This window comes from Blastococcus sp. CCUG 61487 (assembly GCF_005222955.1).
In the GTDB taxonomy this organism is placed as follows: Bacteria; Actinomycetota; Actinomycetes; order Mycobacteriales; family Geodermatophilaceae; genus Blastococcus.
Map to the genome: position 1 here is coordinate 1 of NZ_LWUA01000267.1, position 15,065 is coordinate 15,065.

The 15,065-nt window shown below is 74.0% G+C and carries 15 protein-coding genes and 1 tRNA gene; 10 read left to right on the top strand and 6 right to left on the bottom strand.

Annotated features, from left to right (window positions below):
- Both A6V29_RS17365 and A6V29_RS17370 read right to left on the bottom strand, forming a co-directional pair.
- The coding region (locus A6V29_RS17365) for an SCO6745 family protein (RefSeq protein WP_502700111.1) at positions 1–385 on the bottom strand (385 nt) is incomplete at its 3' end.
- Between the two features lie 79 nt (positions 386–464).
- A complete protein-coding gene (locus A6V29_RS17370; protein WP_249933312.1) occupies positions 465–1,073 on the bottom strand; it encodes an HNH endonuclease in 609 nt (202 codons plus the stop codon).
- Between the two features lie 143 nt (positions 1,074–1,216).
- Here A6V29_RS17370 and A6V29_RS17375 point away from each other — a divergent pair, with 143 nt between their 5' ends.
- From A6V29_RS17375 to A6V29_RS17395, 5 genes are all read left to right on the top strand, one after another.
- Entirely contained in the window at positions 1,217–3,313 is a 2,097-nt protein-coding gene (locus tag A6V29_RS17375) for a prolyl oligopeptidase family serine peptidase (RefSeq protein ID WP_137161470.1), read from the top strand.
- Between the two features lie 142 nt (positions 3,314–3,455).
- Positions 3,456–4,754 (top strand): MFS transporter, encoded by a 1,299-nt coding sequence (locus A6V29_RS17380; protein WP_249933313.1) that lies wholly within the window; start codon positions 3,456–3,458, stop codon positions 4,752–4,754.
- Positions 4,751–5,164, top strand: a complete 414-nt coding sequence (locus A6V29_RS17385; protein ID WP_137161471.1) for a globin — start codon at positions 4,751–4,753, stop codon at positions 5,162–5,164. The genes A6V29_RS17380 and A6V29_RS17385 overlap by 4 nt, the downstream gene beginning before the upstream one ends.
- The gene (locus A6V29_RS17390; RefSeq protein ID WP_137161472.1) at positions 5,164–6,729 is read left to right on the top strand and encodes a glycoside hydrolase family 13 protein; all 1,566 of its coding nucleotides are present in this window, start codon (positions 5,164–5,166) and stop codon (positions 6,727–6,729) included. The genes A6V29_RS17385 and A6V29_RS17390 overlap by 1 nt, the downstream gene beginning before the upstream one ends.
- A gap of 103 nt (positions 6,730–6,832) precedes the next feature.
- Positions 6,833–7,432, top strand: a complete 600-nt coding sequence (locus A6V29_RS17395; RefSeq protein WP_212719549.1) for a biotin transporter BioY — start codon at positions 6,833–6,835, stop codon at positions 7,430–7,432.
- Between the two features lie 147 nt (positions 7,433–7,579).
- Here the strand turns inward: A6V29_RS17395 and A6V29_RS17400 are convergent, their stop codons facing one another.
- The 3 genes from A6V29_RS17400 to A6V29_RS17410 all read right to left on the bottom strand — a co-directional run bounded on the left by A6V29_RS17400 (position 7,580) and on the right by A6V29_RS17410 (position 10,319).
- Positions 7,580–7,993, bottom strand: a complete 414-nt coding sequence (locus A6V29_RS17400) for an acyl-CoA thioesterase (protein WP_137161473.1) — start codon at positions 7,991–7,993, stop codon at positions 7,580–7,582.
- 35 nt (positions 7,994–8,028) lie between these two features.
- Entirely contained in the window at positions 8,029–9,699 is a 1,671-nt protein-coding gene (gene ettA, locus A6V29_RS17405; protein ID WP_137161474.1) for an energy-dependent translational throttle protein EttA, read from the bottom strand.
- 101 nt (positions 9,700–9,800) lie between these two features.
- Positions 9,801–10,319, bottom strand: a complete 519-nt coding sequence (locus tag A6V29_RS17410) for a single-stranded DNA-binding protein (protein WP_137161475.1) — start codon at positions 10,317–10,319, stop codon at positions 9,801–9,803.
- A 188-nt stretch (positions 10,320–10,507) separates the two neighbouring features.
- Between A6V29_RS17410 and A6V29_RS17415 the strand changes: the two genes are divergently transcribed.
- The 3 genes from A6V29_RS17415 (at position 10,508) to A6V29_RS17425 (ending at position 12,963) form a co-directional block, all read left to right on the top strand.
- Positions 10,508–10,580, top strand: a tRNA-Arg gene (locus A6V29_RS17415).
- 125 nt (positions 10,581–10,705) lie between these two features.
- The gene (locus A6V29_RS17420; protein ID WP_137161476.1) at positions 10,706–12,040 is read left to right on the top strand and encodes a lytic transglycosylase domain-containing protein; all 1,335 of its coding nucleotides are present in this window, start codon (positions 10,706–10,708) and stop codon (positions 12,038–12,040) included.
- Positions 12,041–12,180: 140 nt separating this feature from the next.
- Positions 12,181–12,963 (top strand): DUF8692 domain-containing protein, encoded by a 783-nt coding sequence (locus A6V29_RS17425; protein ID WP_137161477.1) that lies wholly within the window; start codon positions 12,181–12,183, stop codon positions 12,961–12,963.
- Here A6V29_RS17425 and A6V29_RS17430 read toward each other — a convergent pair.
- On the bottom strand, positions 12,891–13,595 hold the full coding sequence (locus A6V29_RS17430) for an NUDIX hydrolase (protein ID WP_137161478.1): 705 nt from the start codon (positions 13,593–13,595) through the stop codon (positions 12,891–12,893). The two genes, A6V29_RS17425 and A6V29_RS17430, sit on opposite strands and share 73 nt — an antisense overlap.
- A 71-nt stretch (positions 13,596–13,666) precedes the next feature.
- Here A6V29_RS17430 and nadA point away from each other — a divergent pair, with 71 nt between their 5' ends.
- Together nadA and A6V29_RS17440 are read left to right on the top strand one after the other, a co-directional pair.
- On the top strand, positions 13,667–14,677 hold the full coding sequence (gene nadA / locus A6V29_RS17435; protein WP_170977935.1) for a quinolinate synthase NadA: 1,011 nt from the start codon (positions 13,667–13,669) through the stop codon (positions 14,675–14,677).
- A gap of 1 nt (position 14,678) precedes the next feature.
- On the top strand, positions 14,679–15,065 hold a 387-nt coding region (locus A6V29_RS17440), incomplete at its 3' end, for an FAD-dependent oxidoreductase (protein WP_249933314.1).

Consider the following 15,065-nt stretch of genomic DNA (forward strand, 5'->3'; position numbering starts at 1 on the left):
GGTCGACGGCGGCGGCCGCGGTCGTGGCGAGCTCCGCCGCCTCCGGGGCGTCGTCGGAGGCGGTCCATTCCCCGCCCAGGACGCGGCGGACCGCGGCGTCCACGCCCGCGAGCCGGGCCTCCAGGGCAGCGTCCGGCGTCGCCATCCCCCACACCGCGGGCACCCGGCGGGCGACGAAGTCCGGCGCGAAACCGACGAACGTCGCGGTGACGACCGCGGGCCCGACCGGGCCGAGGGGCGCCGCGCGACCGGCGAAGTAGCCGGCCCAGAAGCCGCGCAGGCCGGCGGCCGTGAAGGCCGCTCGCGCCTCCTCGGCGAAGTAGGTGAGCGCGTGGAACGGCTCCCCCAGGCTCCACAGCAGCCGGGCGGTCCCCGGTGAGGTCAATGCTCGTCCTTCCGGTGGCTTCTCGGCCCCGTCCAGAGGCTCGCCGCGAGCGTGCGAGTGGTGGGGACGGGGTCCTCTTTCAGGCGCTCACGCTCTCGGGCATGCCCAGCCACTCGCGCCAGCGCGGGTCGACCGTCCGGTGCCCGAGCAGCCGCCAGGCGGCGCCGCTCGGGGTGCTCGGCGGGTGCGGGAGCTGCCAGCCCAGCTCGGCCAGCGAGTGGTCGGCCTTGGTGTGGTTGCACCGGCGGCAGGCGGCGACGACGTTGTCCCACGTGTGGGTGCCACCGCGGCTGCGCGGGACGACGTGGTCGATGCTCGTGGCGTTCCCGCCGCAGTAGACGCAGGTCTGCCCGTCGCGGGTGAAGACCGCGCGGCGCGAGAGCGGGACCGACGCCGGATAGGGCACCCGCACGTAGCGGGTCAGCCGGATCACCACCGGGACCGGCAGGCTGAGGCGCTCGGCGTGCACCACGTCGGCCGACGAGTCGACCGGTTCGGCCTTCTCGGCGATGACGAGCACGATGGCCCGCCGGCTCGAGACGACGCAGAGCGGCTCGTACGTGGCGTTGAGCAGCAGGGTGGCGCTGGTGGTCCCGGGCGAGGGAACGGGCAGGACCGATGGACGGTGGGGGTCGCGGCGCGGGCCTGGGTGACCCACCGACGTCGACCCGGACGCGGCGCGCAGCACGGATCACCTCCGGTCGCCGCGGACTGCCGGTGGCTCCGACACCCGCGGGCTGCACCATTCTGACCCGACAACAGCCGATCGGCGCTGCCTGATTTCGCCGGGCGGGCCGCCTGGGCGGGCGGCACCGCCTCTACGGTGACCGGATGCGCTATCCCGAGGCACCCCGGCTCGACCTCGTCGAGGAGCTCCACGGGCATTCCGTGGCCGACCCCTACCGCTGGCTGGAGGACGCCGACGACCCGCGGACCGTCGCCTGGAGCGAGGCCCAGGACGCGCTGGCCGCCGAGGTGCTGAGCGCTCTCCCGCACCGGCCGGCGTTCGCCGCGCGCATGGAGCAGCTCGTGCACGCCGGTGCCGTGGGCTTGCCCGCCTGGCGGGGTGGGCGCGCGTTCTCCACCCGCCGCGACCCGGGCCAGGAGCACGCCGTGCTGCGGGTCCGGGAGGCCGACGGCACGGTCCGCACGCTCGTCGACCCCATGGCGCTGGACCCCGAGGGGACGACGACCCTCGACGCGTGGTCGCCGTCCATCGAGGGCGACCGGTTGGCCTACCAGCTGTCCACCGGGGGCGACGAGGAGTCGCGCCTCTACGTCCTCGACGTCGCCACCGGCGAGGTGCTCGACGGCCCGATCGACCGCTGCCGCTACTCCCCCGTCGCGTGGCTGCCGGGTGGCGAGGAGCTGTTCTACGTCCGCCGCCTGGCGCCCGACCAGGTGCCCGCCGGCGAGGAGCAGTTCCACCGCCGGGTCTGGCGCCACCGCGTCGGGGCCCACCCCGACGACGACGTCCTGGTGCACGGCGAGGGCAGCGATCCCGCGAGCTACTTCGGGGTGCACACCAGCCGCGACGGCCGCTGGCTGGTCGTCTCCCGCTCGGTGGGCACCGCCCCGCGCGACGACGTCTGGCTGGCCGACCTCGCCGGAGACAGCGCCCTGCGCGAGCTCCAGGTCGGCGTCGACGCGCAGACCTCGGCGTGGGTGGCCCGCGACGGCCGGCTGTGGCTGATGTCGGACCGCGGGACCCCCCGCTGGCGGCTCGCCGTCGCCGATCCCGAGGACCCGACCACCTGGGCACCGGAGGCCTGGCGCGACGTCGTCCCCGAGCAGGACGGCGCCGTGCTCTCCGACGTGACCCTGGTCGACGGTCCGGACGGCGGCCTGCGGGTGCTCGCCGTGCACGCGGTGGACGCGACCGACCGGCTGTCGCTCTGGGCGGCCGACGGGTCGGGCCGCCTGCGCGAGATCCCCGCACCGGGCGCGGGCAGCATCGCCGGGGTCGTCTCCCGTCCCGAGGGCGGGACCGAGGCGTGGGTGGGCTACACCGACTACGCCACCCCCCCGTCGGTACTGCGCTGGGACGCCGCCACCCCGGGCGCGCTCGAGGACTGGGAGCGCGCCGCCGTCGCCGGCGCCGTCCCGGAGCTGACCGTCGTCGAGACGCACGCGACCTCGGCCGACGGCACCCCGGTGCACCTGTTCGTGCTGTCCGGGACCGGCACGCCGGACGCCCCGCGCCCGACGGTGCTCTACGGGTACGGCGGCTTCAACGTCTCGCTCACGCCGGCCTACAGCGCGCAGGCGCTCTCCTGGGTCGCCGCCGGCGGCGTCTGGGTGGTGGCCAACCTGCGCGGCGGCTCGGAGCACGGCGAGGAGTGGCACCGCGCCGGGATGCGCGAGCGCAAGCAGAACGTCTTCGACGACTTCGCCGCCGCGGCCGAGCACCTCGTCGCCGAGGGGTGGACGACGCACGAGCAGCTGGGCATCTTCGGCGGCTCCAACGGCGGACTGCTGGTCGGCGCCACCCTCACCCAGCGGCCGGAGCTCGCCGCGGCCGTCGTCTGCAGCGCCCCGCTGCTGGACATGGTCCGGTACGAGCTGTTCGGTCTGGGCCGCACCTGGAACGACGAGTACGGCACCGCCGAGGACCCGACGGAGCTGGGCTGGCTGCTCGGCTACTCGCCGTACCACGCGGTCCGCGAGGGGACGGCGTACCCGGCGGTGCTGGTCACGACCTTCGAGTCCGACACCCGGGTCGACCCCCTGCACGGGCGCAAGCTCGCCGCCGCGCTGCAGCACGCCACGAGCTCGCCGGCGCCCGTCGTCCTGCGTCGGGAGGTGTCCGTGGGACACGGCGCCCGGGCGGTCAGCCGGACCGTGGGACTGGCCGCCGACCAGCTCGCCTTCCTGGCGGCGCACACCGGCCTGACACCACGGGAGGACGCTGCGCGCGCCGATGGCTGACACCACCGCGACCGCCTGAGACACTTCGGGTAATGGACAGGTCACCAACCGTGGCCGCGGGGGGCTGCCGGTCATCCGGCGAGCGGTCCGACGGCTCGGCACCACGGGACGCGGGACGCGTGCGTCCTCCGTCGTCGGGGTCGTGGTGACGGCGGAGGCGCCGGAGGCGGCGCACGCCGTCCCGGCTCGCACGGCGACCTTCCGCGAGGTGTTCGCGACGCCGGAGTTCCGGCCGCTCTACGGCACCTTCCTGCTGTCGACGGCCGGCGACGAGCTGGCCCGGGTCGCGCTCACCGTGCTGGTCTACCAGCGCACCAACTCGCCCCTGCTGTCCGCGCTGACCTTCGCGATCAGCCACTTCCCGTGGATCATCGGCGGCCCCCTGCTGTCCACGCTGGCCGACCGGCTGCCGCGGCACCGCGTGCTGATCACCACCGACGTCGTGCGCGCCCTGCTGCTGGCCCTCATGGCTCTCCCGGGCATGCCGCTGCCGGTGCTGCTGGGCCTGTTGCTGCTCGTGTCGCTGTGCGCCCCGCCGTTCGAGTCGGCTCGGTCCGCGCTCATGGCCGACGTCGTCGACGGGGAGCGCTACGCCGTCGCGATCTCGCTCACGACCGTGACCCTGCAGGTGGCCCAGGTGGCGGGTTTCCTGCTGGGCGGAGCGCTGGTGGCGCTGCATCCCTCCCTCGCGCTGGGCATCACGTCGGCCGCGTTCGCGGTGTCGGCGGGCTGGCTCGCCGCGCGGCTGAAGCGCCGCCCGGCCCCGGCGCCGAACTCGGGGGGCTCGCTGTGGCGGGACACCGCGGCGGGCCTGCGCTTCCTCGGCGGGACCCGCCGCATGCTGGCGATCGTCGCCCTCCTGTGGCTCGGTGCGCTGTTCGGCAACGCCTGGGAGGGGGTGGCCGCGCCCCTGGCCGCGGAGCTGGAACGGGGCGCGGCGTCCGTCGGCGTGCTGCTGGCCGCCACTCCCTCGGGTGTCGTCGTCGGCGGGCTGCTGCTCGGCCGGTTCGTGCCGGCCGCCCGGCGGGAGCGGCTGGTCGTCCCGCTGATCCTGCTCTCGCTGGCCCCGCTCCTGGCCGGTGGCCTGGTGGTGGCCCTCACCGACGCCGGCGCGACGTCGTTCGGCGTGCTGCTCGCCTTGCTCTTCCTGAGCGGCCTGGGCGCGACCTGGTTCATCCCGCTCAACATCGCGTTCGTGCAGGCGACCCCGCCGGCGTACCGCGGGCGGGCGTTCGGCGTCGCGGTCAGCGGCCTGTACGGCGTCCAGGGGCTCGGCGCCCTCGCCGCCGGGCTCGCCGCGGAGGGGATCCTGCCCAGCGGGGTGCTGATGCTGTGCGGTGCGGTCGGAATGATCGCCGTCGTCCCGGCGCTGGTGGCCTATCGACGGACGCGGCAGGACCCTGCCGTCGCGGTCGAGGGCGAGGGAGCGGCACAGGCATGAGCGAGGCGAGGCGGTTGCCGTCGGCGCGGACCTTCTACGACGAGGTCGGCGGCTCGGCCACCTTCGAACGCCTGGTGGCCCGCTTCTACGCCACCGTCCGCACCGACCCGGTGCTCGCGCCGATGTACCCGCAGGACGACTGGGAGGGCGCCGAGGACCGGCTGCGCGGCTTCCTGGAGCAGTACTGGGGCGGCCCGACCACCTACTCCCAGGAACGCGGGCACCCCCGCCTGCGGATGCGGCACGCACCGTTCGCGATCGGGCCGGTGGAGCGGGACGCGTGGCTGGCCCACATGCGCGCGGCGGTCGACTCGCTGGAGCTCCCCGAGGACCAGGACGCCACGCTGTGGTCCTACCTGTGGAACGCCGCGCAGAGCATGCAGAACCGCTTCCCCGCCGACGGCGCCTGATGCCGAGCACCGACCTCGACTGGTGGCGGGACGCGGTCTTCTACCAGGTCTACATCCGCAGCTTCGCCGACGGGAACGGCGACGGCGTCGGTGACCTCGCGGGCATCCGTGCGCGGCTGCCGCACCTGATCGACCTGGGCGTCGACGCCCTGTGGATCACGCCCTTCTACCCCTCGCCGATGGCCGACCACGGCTACGACGTCGCCGATCCGCGCGACGTCGAGCCGACCTTCGGCGACCTGGCCGCGTTCGACGCGCTGCTGGCCGACGCCCACGCCGCCGGCCTGCGAGTGACCGTCGACCTCGTGCCCAACCACACCTCGCACGCCCACGAGTGGTTCGAGGCGGCGCTCGCCGCGGCGCCGGGATCGCCCGAGCGGGCGCGCTACCTGTTCCGCGACGGTCGCGGGTCGGACGGGGCCGAGCCGCCGAACAACTGGCCCTCGGTGTTCGGCGGACCGGCGTGGACCCGGGTGCCCGACGGGCAGTGGTACCTCCACCTGTTCGCCCCCGAGCAGCCCGACCTGGACTTCACCCATCCCGAGGTGCTCGCCGACCTCGAGGAGACGATGCGCTTCTGGCTCGACCGCGGGGTGGACGGCTTCCGGATCGACGTGGCCCACGGCATGGCCAAGCCCTCGGGGCTGCCGGACATGCTGCCCATGGAGGACACCGGGCTGCTCGCCGATCACGGGCCGGGTGACCACCGGTTCGACGACGACGGCGTGCACGAGGTGCACCGCAGGATCCGGCGGGTGCTGGACGAGTACCCCGGCCGGATGGCGGTCGGCGAGGTGTGGGTCTCCGACGACGACCGGCTGGCCCAGTACCTGCGGCCCGACGAGCTCCAACTCGCCTTCAACTTCAAGCTGCTCACCGCGGAGTGGGACGCCGAGGACCTGCGGACGGCGATCGAGCACTCGCTGGCCACCGTCGAGGGCACCCCGGCCCCGGCCTGCTGGGTGCTGTCCAACCACGACCGGCCCCGGCACGTGACCCGTTACGGCGACGGCATCGTGGGCACCCGGCGGGCCCGGGCGGCCGCGCTGCTGCAGCTCGCGCTGCCCGGCGTCGCCTACGTCTACAACGGCGACGAGCTGGGTCTGCCCGACGTCGACCTGCCCGACGAGGCCCTGCAGGACCCGATCTGGGAGCGCTCCGGCCGCACCGAACGGGGCCGGGACGCCTGCCGGATCCCGGTGCCGTGGTCGGGGGACGAGCCGTCCTACGGGTTCTCGTCGCGCCGCGACACCTGGCTGCCGATGCCCGAGGGATGGGATCGGCTGACCGTGGCGGCGCAGGCCGACGACGACGCGTCGATGCTGTCGCTGTACCGACGCGCCCTGGAGCTGCGCCGCACGTCGTCCGCGCTGCGCGGGGACGGGCTGGAGTGGCTGCCCGCGCCGGCCGGCTGCCTCGCGTTCCGACGCAGCGGCGGCCTGGTCTGCCTGGTCAACCTCTCCGCCGACGACGTGCCCCTGCCCGAGGGCGAGCTGCTGCTGGCGAGCACGGACGTGTCCGACGGCGTGCTGCCGGTGGACGCCGCGGTCTGGTTGCGGGCCTGACCCACCGCTGGATCGGGGCGCTCGGGGCGTAGTGCAGACTCTCCGATGCCCCTCGGTCCCCCGTCCGCTCGACGGAGGCCGACCCGCACTACCAGGAGGTTTCGTGGCCACCGCTTCGCTGCCGGCGCTGCCGTCACGTCCGCTCGTTCTCGCCGACCTCGTCCCGGACGTCCGCGCCCGCAACGCCGCGCTCGTGGCCACCGGCGTGCTGTTCACCGCGCTGATGGCGCAGGTCGCCGTGCCGGTGCCGGGGTCGCCGGTGCCGATCACCGGTCAGACGCTCGCCGTCGTGCTCACCGCGGCCGCTCTCGGGCCCGTGCGGGGCGTCGCGGTCCAGGTCGCCTACATGGCGTGCGCGCTCGTCGGGCTGCCCTTCTACTCGGAGGCCAGCGGCGGCGTGGACGCCGTCTTCGGCGCCACCGGCGGGTACGTGGTGGGCTTCATCCCCGCCGCGTTCCTCATCGGCCTCGCCGCCCGCCGCGGGGCCGACCGGACCGTGCTGAAGTCGCTGCCGCTGTTCGTCGCCGGCCAGGCCGTGATCTTCGCCGTGGGCGTGCCGTGGCTGGCCGTGGCCGCCGACATGTCCGCCGCCCAGGCACTGGACGCCGGCTTCTACCCGTTCATCCTCGGCGGCATCGTCAAGGCCGCGGTCGCGGCCGCGGTGCTCGGGACGGCCTGGAAGTTCCTCCGCCGCCGGTCCTGACCCCGACAGCGCACGACCCCCTGACGCCGCGGCGTCAGGGGGTCGTCGCGTCTCCGGGGCCGGGGCGTGTGCCCTCGTGCGGGGAACGAGGCGTCCGGGCGCCCGCCCAGGGCCCGCGTTCCCGGAACGAGGCCGCCGGGAACGGGCTCAGGCGGCCGGCTCGTCCGCGTAGCGGGCGAGGAACTCCTTCTCCTCCGGGGTGAGCCGGCGCGGTCGCCCCAGGTCGAAGTCGAACGGCACGATCATCGTGCTGCCGGTGACCGCGAGCTTGCCGTGGTCGAACAGCTCGTAGCGGCACACGAACGTCGCCGCCCGCACGTCGGTGATCCAGACGTCCACCTGCAGCGGCGTCGAGGAGTAGACGACCTGGCGCTTGTAGGCGATCTCGTGCGACGCGACGATCAGCCCGTGGCGCCGCCCGGTCCGGTGGTCGTGCTCGGGCCGCTCGCGGAACAGGCTGATGCGGGCCATCTCGAAGTAGCCGAGGAAGGCCACGTTGTTGATGTGCTGGTAGGCGTCCATGTCCGACCAGCGCATGGGAACTGCCGCGGTGTGCCTCACGCCGCCACCTTGTCATGGCGGCGTGAGGCCTTCGGTCAGTCGCGGGTGAGCTTGCGGTAGGTCGCGCGGTGCGGCCGCGCCGCCTCCGGTCCGAGCCGCTCGATCTTGTTCTTCTCGTAGTCCTCGAAGTTGCCCTCGAACCAGAACCACTTCGAGTCGCCCTCGTAGGCGAGGATGTGCGTCGCCACGCGGTCGAGGAACCACCGGTCGTGGCTGATGACGACGGCGCAGCCCGGGAACTCCAGCAGCGCGCCTTCCAGGCTGGTCAGCGTCTCGGTGTCGAGATCGTTGGTCGGCTCATCGAGCAGCAGCAGGTTGCCGCCCTGCTTCAACGTCAGGGCGAGGTTGAGACGGTTCCGCTCTCCGCCGGAGAGCACCCCCGCCGGCTTCTGCTGGTCCGGCCCCTTGAACCCGAAGGCGGCCACGTAGGCACGCGAGGGCATCTCGACGTTGCCGACCTTGATGTGGTCCAGACCGTCGGAGACGACGTCCCACAGCGTCTTCTTGGGGTCGATGCCGCTGCGGTTCTGCTCGACGTAGGCGATCTTGACCGTCTCACCGATCTTGATCTCGCCGTCGTCCGGCTTCTCCTCGCCGACCAGCATCTTGAACAGCGTGGTCTTGCCGACCCCGTTGGGGCCGACCACTCCGACGATGCCGTTGCGCGGCAGGGTGAACGACAGGTCGTCGATGAGCAGACGGTCGCCGAAGCCCTTGGTCAGGTTCCGTGCCTCGACGACGACGCTGCCCAGGCGGGGACCCGGCGGGATCTGGATCTCCTCGAAGTCCAGCTTGCGGTACTTCTCGGCCTCCGCCGCCATCTCCTCGTAGCGGGCCAGTCGCGCCTTGCTCTTGGCCTGGCGCGCCTTGGCGCCCGAGCGGACCCACTCGAGCTCGTCCTTGAGCCGCTTGGCGCGCTTGGCGTCCTTGGCCCCCTCGACCTGCAGCCGGGCGGCCTTGGTCTCGAGGTAGGTGGAGTAGTTGCCCTCGTAGGGGTAGGCCCGCCCGCGGTCGAGCTCGAGGATCCACTCGGCGACGTTGTCCAGGAAGTACCGGTCGTGGGTGACGGCGACGACGGTGCCGGCGTACTTCTCCAGGTGCTGCTCCAGCCAGGCCACGCTCTCGGCGTCGAGGTGGTTGGTCGGCTCGTCGAGCAGCAGCAGGTCCGGCGCCTCGAGCAGCAGCTTGCACAGCGCCACGCGGCGGCGCTCACCACCGGAGAGGACCGAGACGTCGGCGTCGCCGGGCGGGCAGCGCAGCGCGTCCATGGCCTGCTCGATGCGGGCGTCGAGCTCCCAGCCGTCCTGGTTCTCGATGACCTCCATGAGCTCGCCCTGCTCGGCCAGCAGCGCGTCGAAGTCGGCGTCCGGCTCGCCCATCGCCGCGCTGACCTCCTCGAACCGGGTCAGCGCGTCGCGCAGCGGCTTGACCGCCTCCTCGACGTTGCCCCGGACGTCCAGCTCCTCGTTGAGCGGCGGCTCCTGCAGCAGGATGCCGACGGTGGCCTCCGGCGCGAGGATCGCCTCCCCGTTGGAGGGGTGCTGCAGCCCGGCCATGATCTGCAGCACCGTCGACTTGCCGGCGCCGTTGGGCCCGACCACGCCGATCTTCGCGCCCGGGAGGAACGAGAGGGTGACGTCGTCGAGGATCACCTTGTCGCCGTGCGCCTTGCGCGCGCGGACCATCGTGTAGATGTACTGAGCCACTGGGCTGCCGAGCCTTCCGTCGTCTCGCGAGCGGGGGCGGGCCGCCGATCGCGACCCCGCCCCTCTGCGTTCTCGCCGCCGATCCTCCCAGCCCGGAGCAACTAGGCGTGCACGGGCTGCGCGGTGCGGTCGCCGGCGTCCAGAGAGTGCAACGTCTCGTCGACCACCTCGTAGTCCCGGCCGGGCAGATCCCCGGCCGGCGAGCCCGCGCCCTCTTCCTGCTCGCGCGGGATGCCGTCCGCGTCGGGCGCCGCGGCGGTCGTGCGCGGCGTCCGGCGGAACTCCGCGGTCCCACGGGCCAGGTTGGGCGCGACCGCGTCCGCCCGCACCTGCGGACGGCTGCGCCGGCCCTGGTCGGACTCCCACTCGTCGGTGCGGATGTTGCCCACGACGATGACCGGGTCGCCCTTGCTGATGCTGTGCGCGACGTTGCCGCCCAGCTCTCCCCAGCACTCGACGTCGACGAAGAAGGAGTGCCCGTCGACCCAGTCCTGGGTGGCGGGGTCGAACCGGCGTCCGGTGGACGCGACGCGGAAGTTGGTGACGCTGCCGTGCTGCGTGCGCTTGCGGGTCGGCGAGGTGACGACGTTGCCGACGACGGTGATTCCTGTGGCGCTCACGGTGCTCCTCGGGTCTGCTGCGCCGGGCGGCGCGGCCGGCGCGGTGCCGGCGTGCTCCGACCTTGCGGCGTGCGACCCGTGGCGCGGGGCCGAGCGGCCGATCTGTGGATCCGTCTCACCCCTGTGGACGCCCGTCGGCTCGGCGTCGGGATCCACTGCTGGGATGCGATGCGATGATCGGCGACCGAGCGCCCGTAGCTCAGGGGATAGAGCAGGTGTCTTCTAAACACTTGGTCGCAGGTTCGATTCCTGCCGGGCGCGCTCGTCCGCGCCCTCGAGGGAAGGGTGGAAACGGATGTGAATCGGCCTCTCGACCCGGGTAACGGGCCCCCCGCCGGACGGGGGCGGCATCGACCCTGCAGGCGTGCAGCGAGATGCGAGGTGCCATGGGCATCAGGGGGTACGGCCGGTCGTCGGGGCGGAGCGCGGGCCGGCAGAGCCGCTGGCTGCTGCTCGCGGCGTTCGTCCTCGCCTGGGCCGGCCTGATCGGCGGCGTCCGGGCGGGCGACGGCGAGGGCGGTCTGCGCGAGGCCGACGCCGAGACGGCGGTCGCAGCACCGGAGGAGGACGAGGAGGTCTCGCCGCTGTCCGAGGGTGCGCCCAGCGGGGTGGTCACCCTGCCGGCGGCTCCGGTCCGCGTGGACGAACCGCAGCCGGCCACGCCCGTGGTCATCTCCGGCCTGGCGGAGAACGGTATCCCGAACGTCGCGCTCAACGCCTACCGCGTCGCCGCCACCCGGATGAACTCCTCGAAGCCGGGCTGCGGCATCGAGTGGTCGCTGCTCGCCGCGATCGGCCGCGTGGAGTCCAACCACGGCCGCTACGGCGGGGCCGTCCTCAACCCGGACGGCACGTCCACCCCCGAGATCCGCGGGCCCGCCCTCGACGGCGGGAAGTTCGCCCACATCTCCGACAGCGACGGCGGCCGGTTCGACCGCGACACGCAGTACGACCGCGCCGTCGGCCCGATGCAGTTCATCCCGACGACGTGGCGCTCGTACGCGGTCGACGGCGACGGCGACGGCGTCTCGAACCCCTTCGACATCGACGACGCCGCGCTGGCGTCGGCGAACTACCTCTGCACCGCCGGCGGTGACCTGCGCACCGCCGTCGGCCAGCGCCGGGCGGTCTTCGCCTACAACCACTCCGACGAGTACGTCGCCCAGGTGCTGGCGCTGGCCCGCGCGTACGGCTCCGGCGTCCCCGTCGACTCGCTGCCGCTGCGCGGCGACACGACCAGCCCGGTGCCTCCGCCCACCGGCAACTACCGCCTGCCGGCCGCGCCGGGACCGGCGATCGGCGCCTCCGACCGGACCCCCGCCTCGGGTGACACCGTCCCCGTCCAGACCGGCGGAGCCGCGCCCCCGCCGGCCGGTGAGCCCGCTCCCCCACCGGGCGGACCACCCCCGGCGGCCGCACCGCCCGCCGGCGGCAGCTCGCAGCAGGGCAGCGGAGGCGGCTCGCCGCCGCCCGCTCCCCCACCGGCGCAGGGAGCGCAGCCCGCTCCGCCGGCTCCGGCCCCCTCGCCGCTGCCGGTGCCCCTCCCGGCGCCGCTCCCGCCACCTCCGGCGGCTCCCGCCAACCCGCTGCCATCGCTGCAGGACCCCCCGCCGCTGCCTCCGCCGCCGGCGCCGGTGGCGAACCTGGTCGAGGGAGTGACCTGCAACGTGGCGGGCAACCTCCTGCCGGATCTCCCGGGGCTGCCGGAGTGCCCGAGGTAGGCACCGCCGGCTGACGGCGCGGACCGGTTCCGGCCCGGCCTCCGGGCGCGGGGTCGCCCCGTGGGTAGCGTGGATCGCCCGGGTGCCCCTGCCCCGCCACCCCCAGATCAGGACGCGAGGTCGACCCCATGCTGCCCGCCGTGCGACCCGCGACCGTGCTGCGGACGGCCCTCGTGATCGCGACGCTGCTGACCGCGGTGTCGCTGTGGATCCGGATCGCCGCCCTGGACCAGCACGACACACCCGGCTTCCGGGACGTGCGGAACCCCAGCGGCCTGGCGGTCGCCTACCGGCTGTTCAGCGTCGACGACGAGGCCAACATCCCGACCTGGTTCTCGGTGATCCTGCTGGCCGCGATCGCGGCGACCAGCCTCGGGATCGGCGTGCTGCAGCGCAGCCGGCGGGCGCCGCTGCACCGCTACTGGCTGGGCCTGGCCGCGGTCTTCGGCTACCTGTCGCTCGACGAGCTGTCCGTCGTGCACGAGGAGCTGATCTGGCAGATCGGGGACCTGGCCGACTCCGGAGGCGTGTTCACCCACGCCTGGGTCGTCGTCGGCGGCCCCCTGGTGGTCGTCTTCGCGCTGGTCTACCTGCGGTTCCTCTGGCGGCTGCCGCGGCACATCGCGCAGCTCCTGGTGCTCTCCGGCGCGCTGTACGTCGGCGGCGCCCTCGGCCTGGAGATGGCCGGAGGCCCGCACGTCGGCTTCAACACGACGTACGTCCTGCTGACCGGGGGTGAGGAGTTCCTCGAGATGGTGGGCGCGGCGGTGTGCCTGTACACGGTCATGCGCTACGCCTGGGAACTGCTGCACGGGACCGAGGGCGCGCCCGCGCACCCCGCTCCGACGGCTCAGCGCGACGTGGGCGGGCGGAACACCGCGAACGGGTCGGTGACCTCGAGCTCCGGGGAGACGAACCGGTAGAGCGCCGGGGGCCGCCCGCCGGCCCGCCCCGGAGGCGCGAGCTCTCCCGTGGGCTCCAGCACGCCGCGGCGCAGCAGCACGCGCTGCAGGTTCGTGGCGGTGACGTCGTAACCCAGCGCGGCGACGTAGACGTCCCGGAGCTCCGCGATGGTGAACGACGGCGGCGCCAGCGCGAACCCCAGGTTCGTGTAGGACAGCTTCGCCCGCAGCCGGCCCAGCGCCGACAGCACGATCGAGCCGTGGTCGAACGCCGTCGTGGGCAGCGCGTCGACCGGGTGCCAGGCGGTGTCCTCCGGCAGCACCACGTCCAGGTGCGAGGGGATCAGCCCCAGGTACGCCGTCGCCACCGTCCGGCCCCGCGGATCGCGGCCCGGATCGCTGCGGGTCTCCAGCTGCTCGAGGTGACCGAGGTGCGCGACCTCCACCTTGGCCGCCAGCTGGCGGGCGACCGAGGCACCGAGGGTCTCCTCGGGCAGCAGCGGCCCGCCCGGTAGCGCCCAGGCGCCGGCGAACGGCTCGTTCGGCCGCTGCCACAGCATCGCGTGCAGCCGCGCCGACCGGACCTGGAGCACCACGGCGAGCGCCTGGTGCGGATAGGCCGGCCGTTCCGGCGAGGACCACACGGATGCCATACCGGGAATGCTAAGGTCTCCCAGGAGTTTTCGCCTGGTAGTCAGAAACCCTCACTCGCACGGAGGTTCCCGTGACCGCGACGCTGCCCGCCACCACCGCCGGCTGGACGCCCGACCAGTGGCAGGACTGGCGGGACGAGGTGCGCCGGCTCGCCCGCGAGAAGGACGCCGTCGTCCTCGCGCACAACTACCAGGCCCCGGAGATCCAGGACGTGGCCGACCACGTCGGCGACTCCCTCGCCCTCTCCCGCCTCGCCGCGGCCAGCGACGCGAGCACGATCGTGTTCGCGGGTGTCCACTTCATGGCCGAGACGGCGAAGATCCTCAGCCCCGAGAAGACGGTGCTGGTCCCCGACGCGAACGCCGGCTGCTCGCTGGCCGACACGATCACCGCCGACCAGTTGCGCGCCTGGAAGGCCGAGCACCCCGGCGCGGTCGTCGTCTCCTACGTCAACACCTCCGCCGAGGTGAAGGCCGAGACCGACATCTGCTGCACCTCGTCCAACGCCGTCGAGGTCGTGGAGTCGGTCCCGGCCGACCGCGAGATCCTCTTCCTCCCCGACCAGTTCCTCGGCGCGCACGTCCAGCGGGTCACCGGCCGGGAGAACATGCGCATCTGGATGGGCGAGTGCCACGTGCACGCCGGCATCTCCCCCACCGACCTGCGGGCCAGCGTCGAGGACAACCCCGACGCCGAGCTGCTCGTCCACCCGGAGTGCGGCTGCGCGACGAGCGCGCTGTGGATGGTGTCGGACGGCCAGCTGCCACAGGAGCGGGTGCACATCCTCTCCACCGGCGGGATGCTCGACGAGGCCCGCCGGACGACGGCGAAGCGGGTGCTGGTGGCCACCGAGATCGGCATGCTGCACCAGCTGCGGCAGGCCAACCCGACCACGGCGTTCGAGCCGGTGAACTCCCGCGCCGCCTGCCCCTACATGAAGATGTCGACCCCCGAGAAGCTGCTGCGCGCGCTGCGCGAGGGCCGCGACGAGGTCACCGTCGACCCGCAGATCGCCGCCCGCGCCCGCGCCGCGGTCGAGGCCATGGTCGCCATCGGCACGCCGTCGCCGGTCGGTGAGTGAGGTGACGGCCGGGATCGCCTCCCTCGGGCCGTCGGTCGTCGCCGCGCTGCCCCTGCCCGCCGCCGAGCGCGAGCAGGTCACCGACGTCGTCGTCGTGGGCAGCGGGGCGGCCGGGCTGATGACCGCCGTGGCGCTGGCCGAGGCCGGGCGCGCGGTCACCGTCGTCACCAAGGGCGAGCTCGGGGCCGGCAGCACGCCGTGGGCGCAGGGCGGGCTCGCCGCCGCTCTCGGCGCCGACGACGACGCCGAGCTGCACGAGCGCGACACGCTGGTGGCCGGCGCGGGGCTGTGCGACGAGGCCGCCGTGCGGACGCTGGTCGCCGAGGCGCCGCGGGCGATCGCCCGGCTGCAGGAGCTCGGCGCCCGCCTCGACCTCGACGCCGCCGGC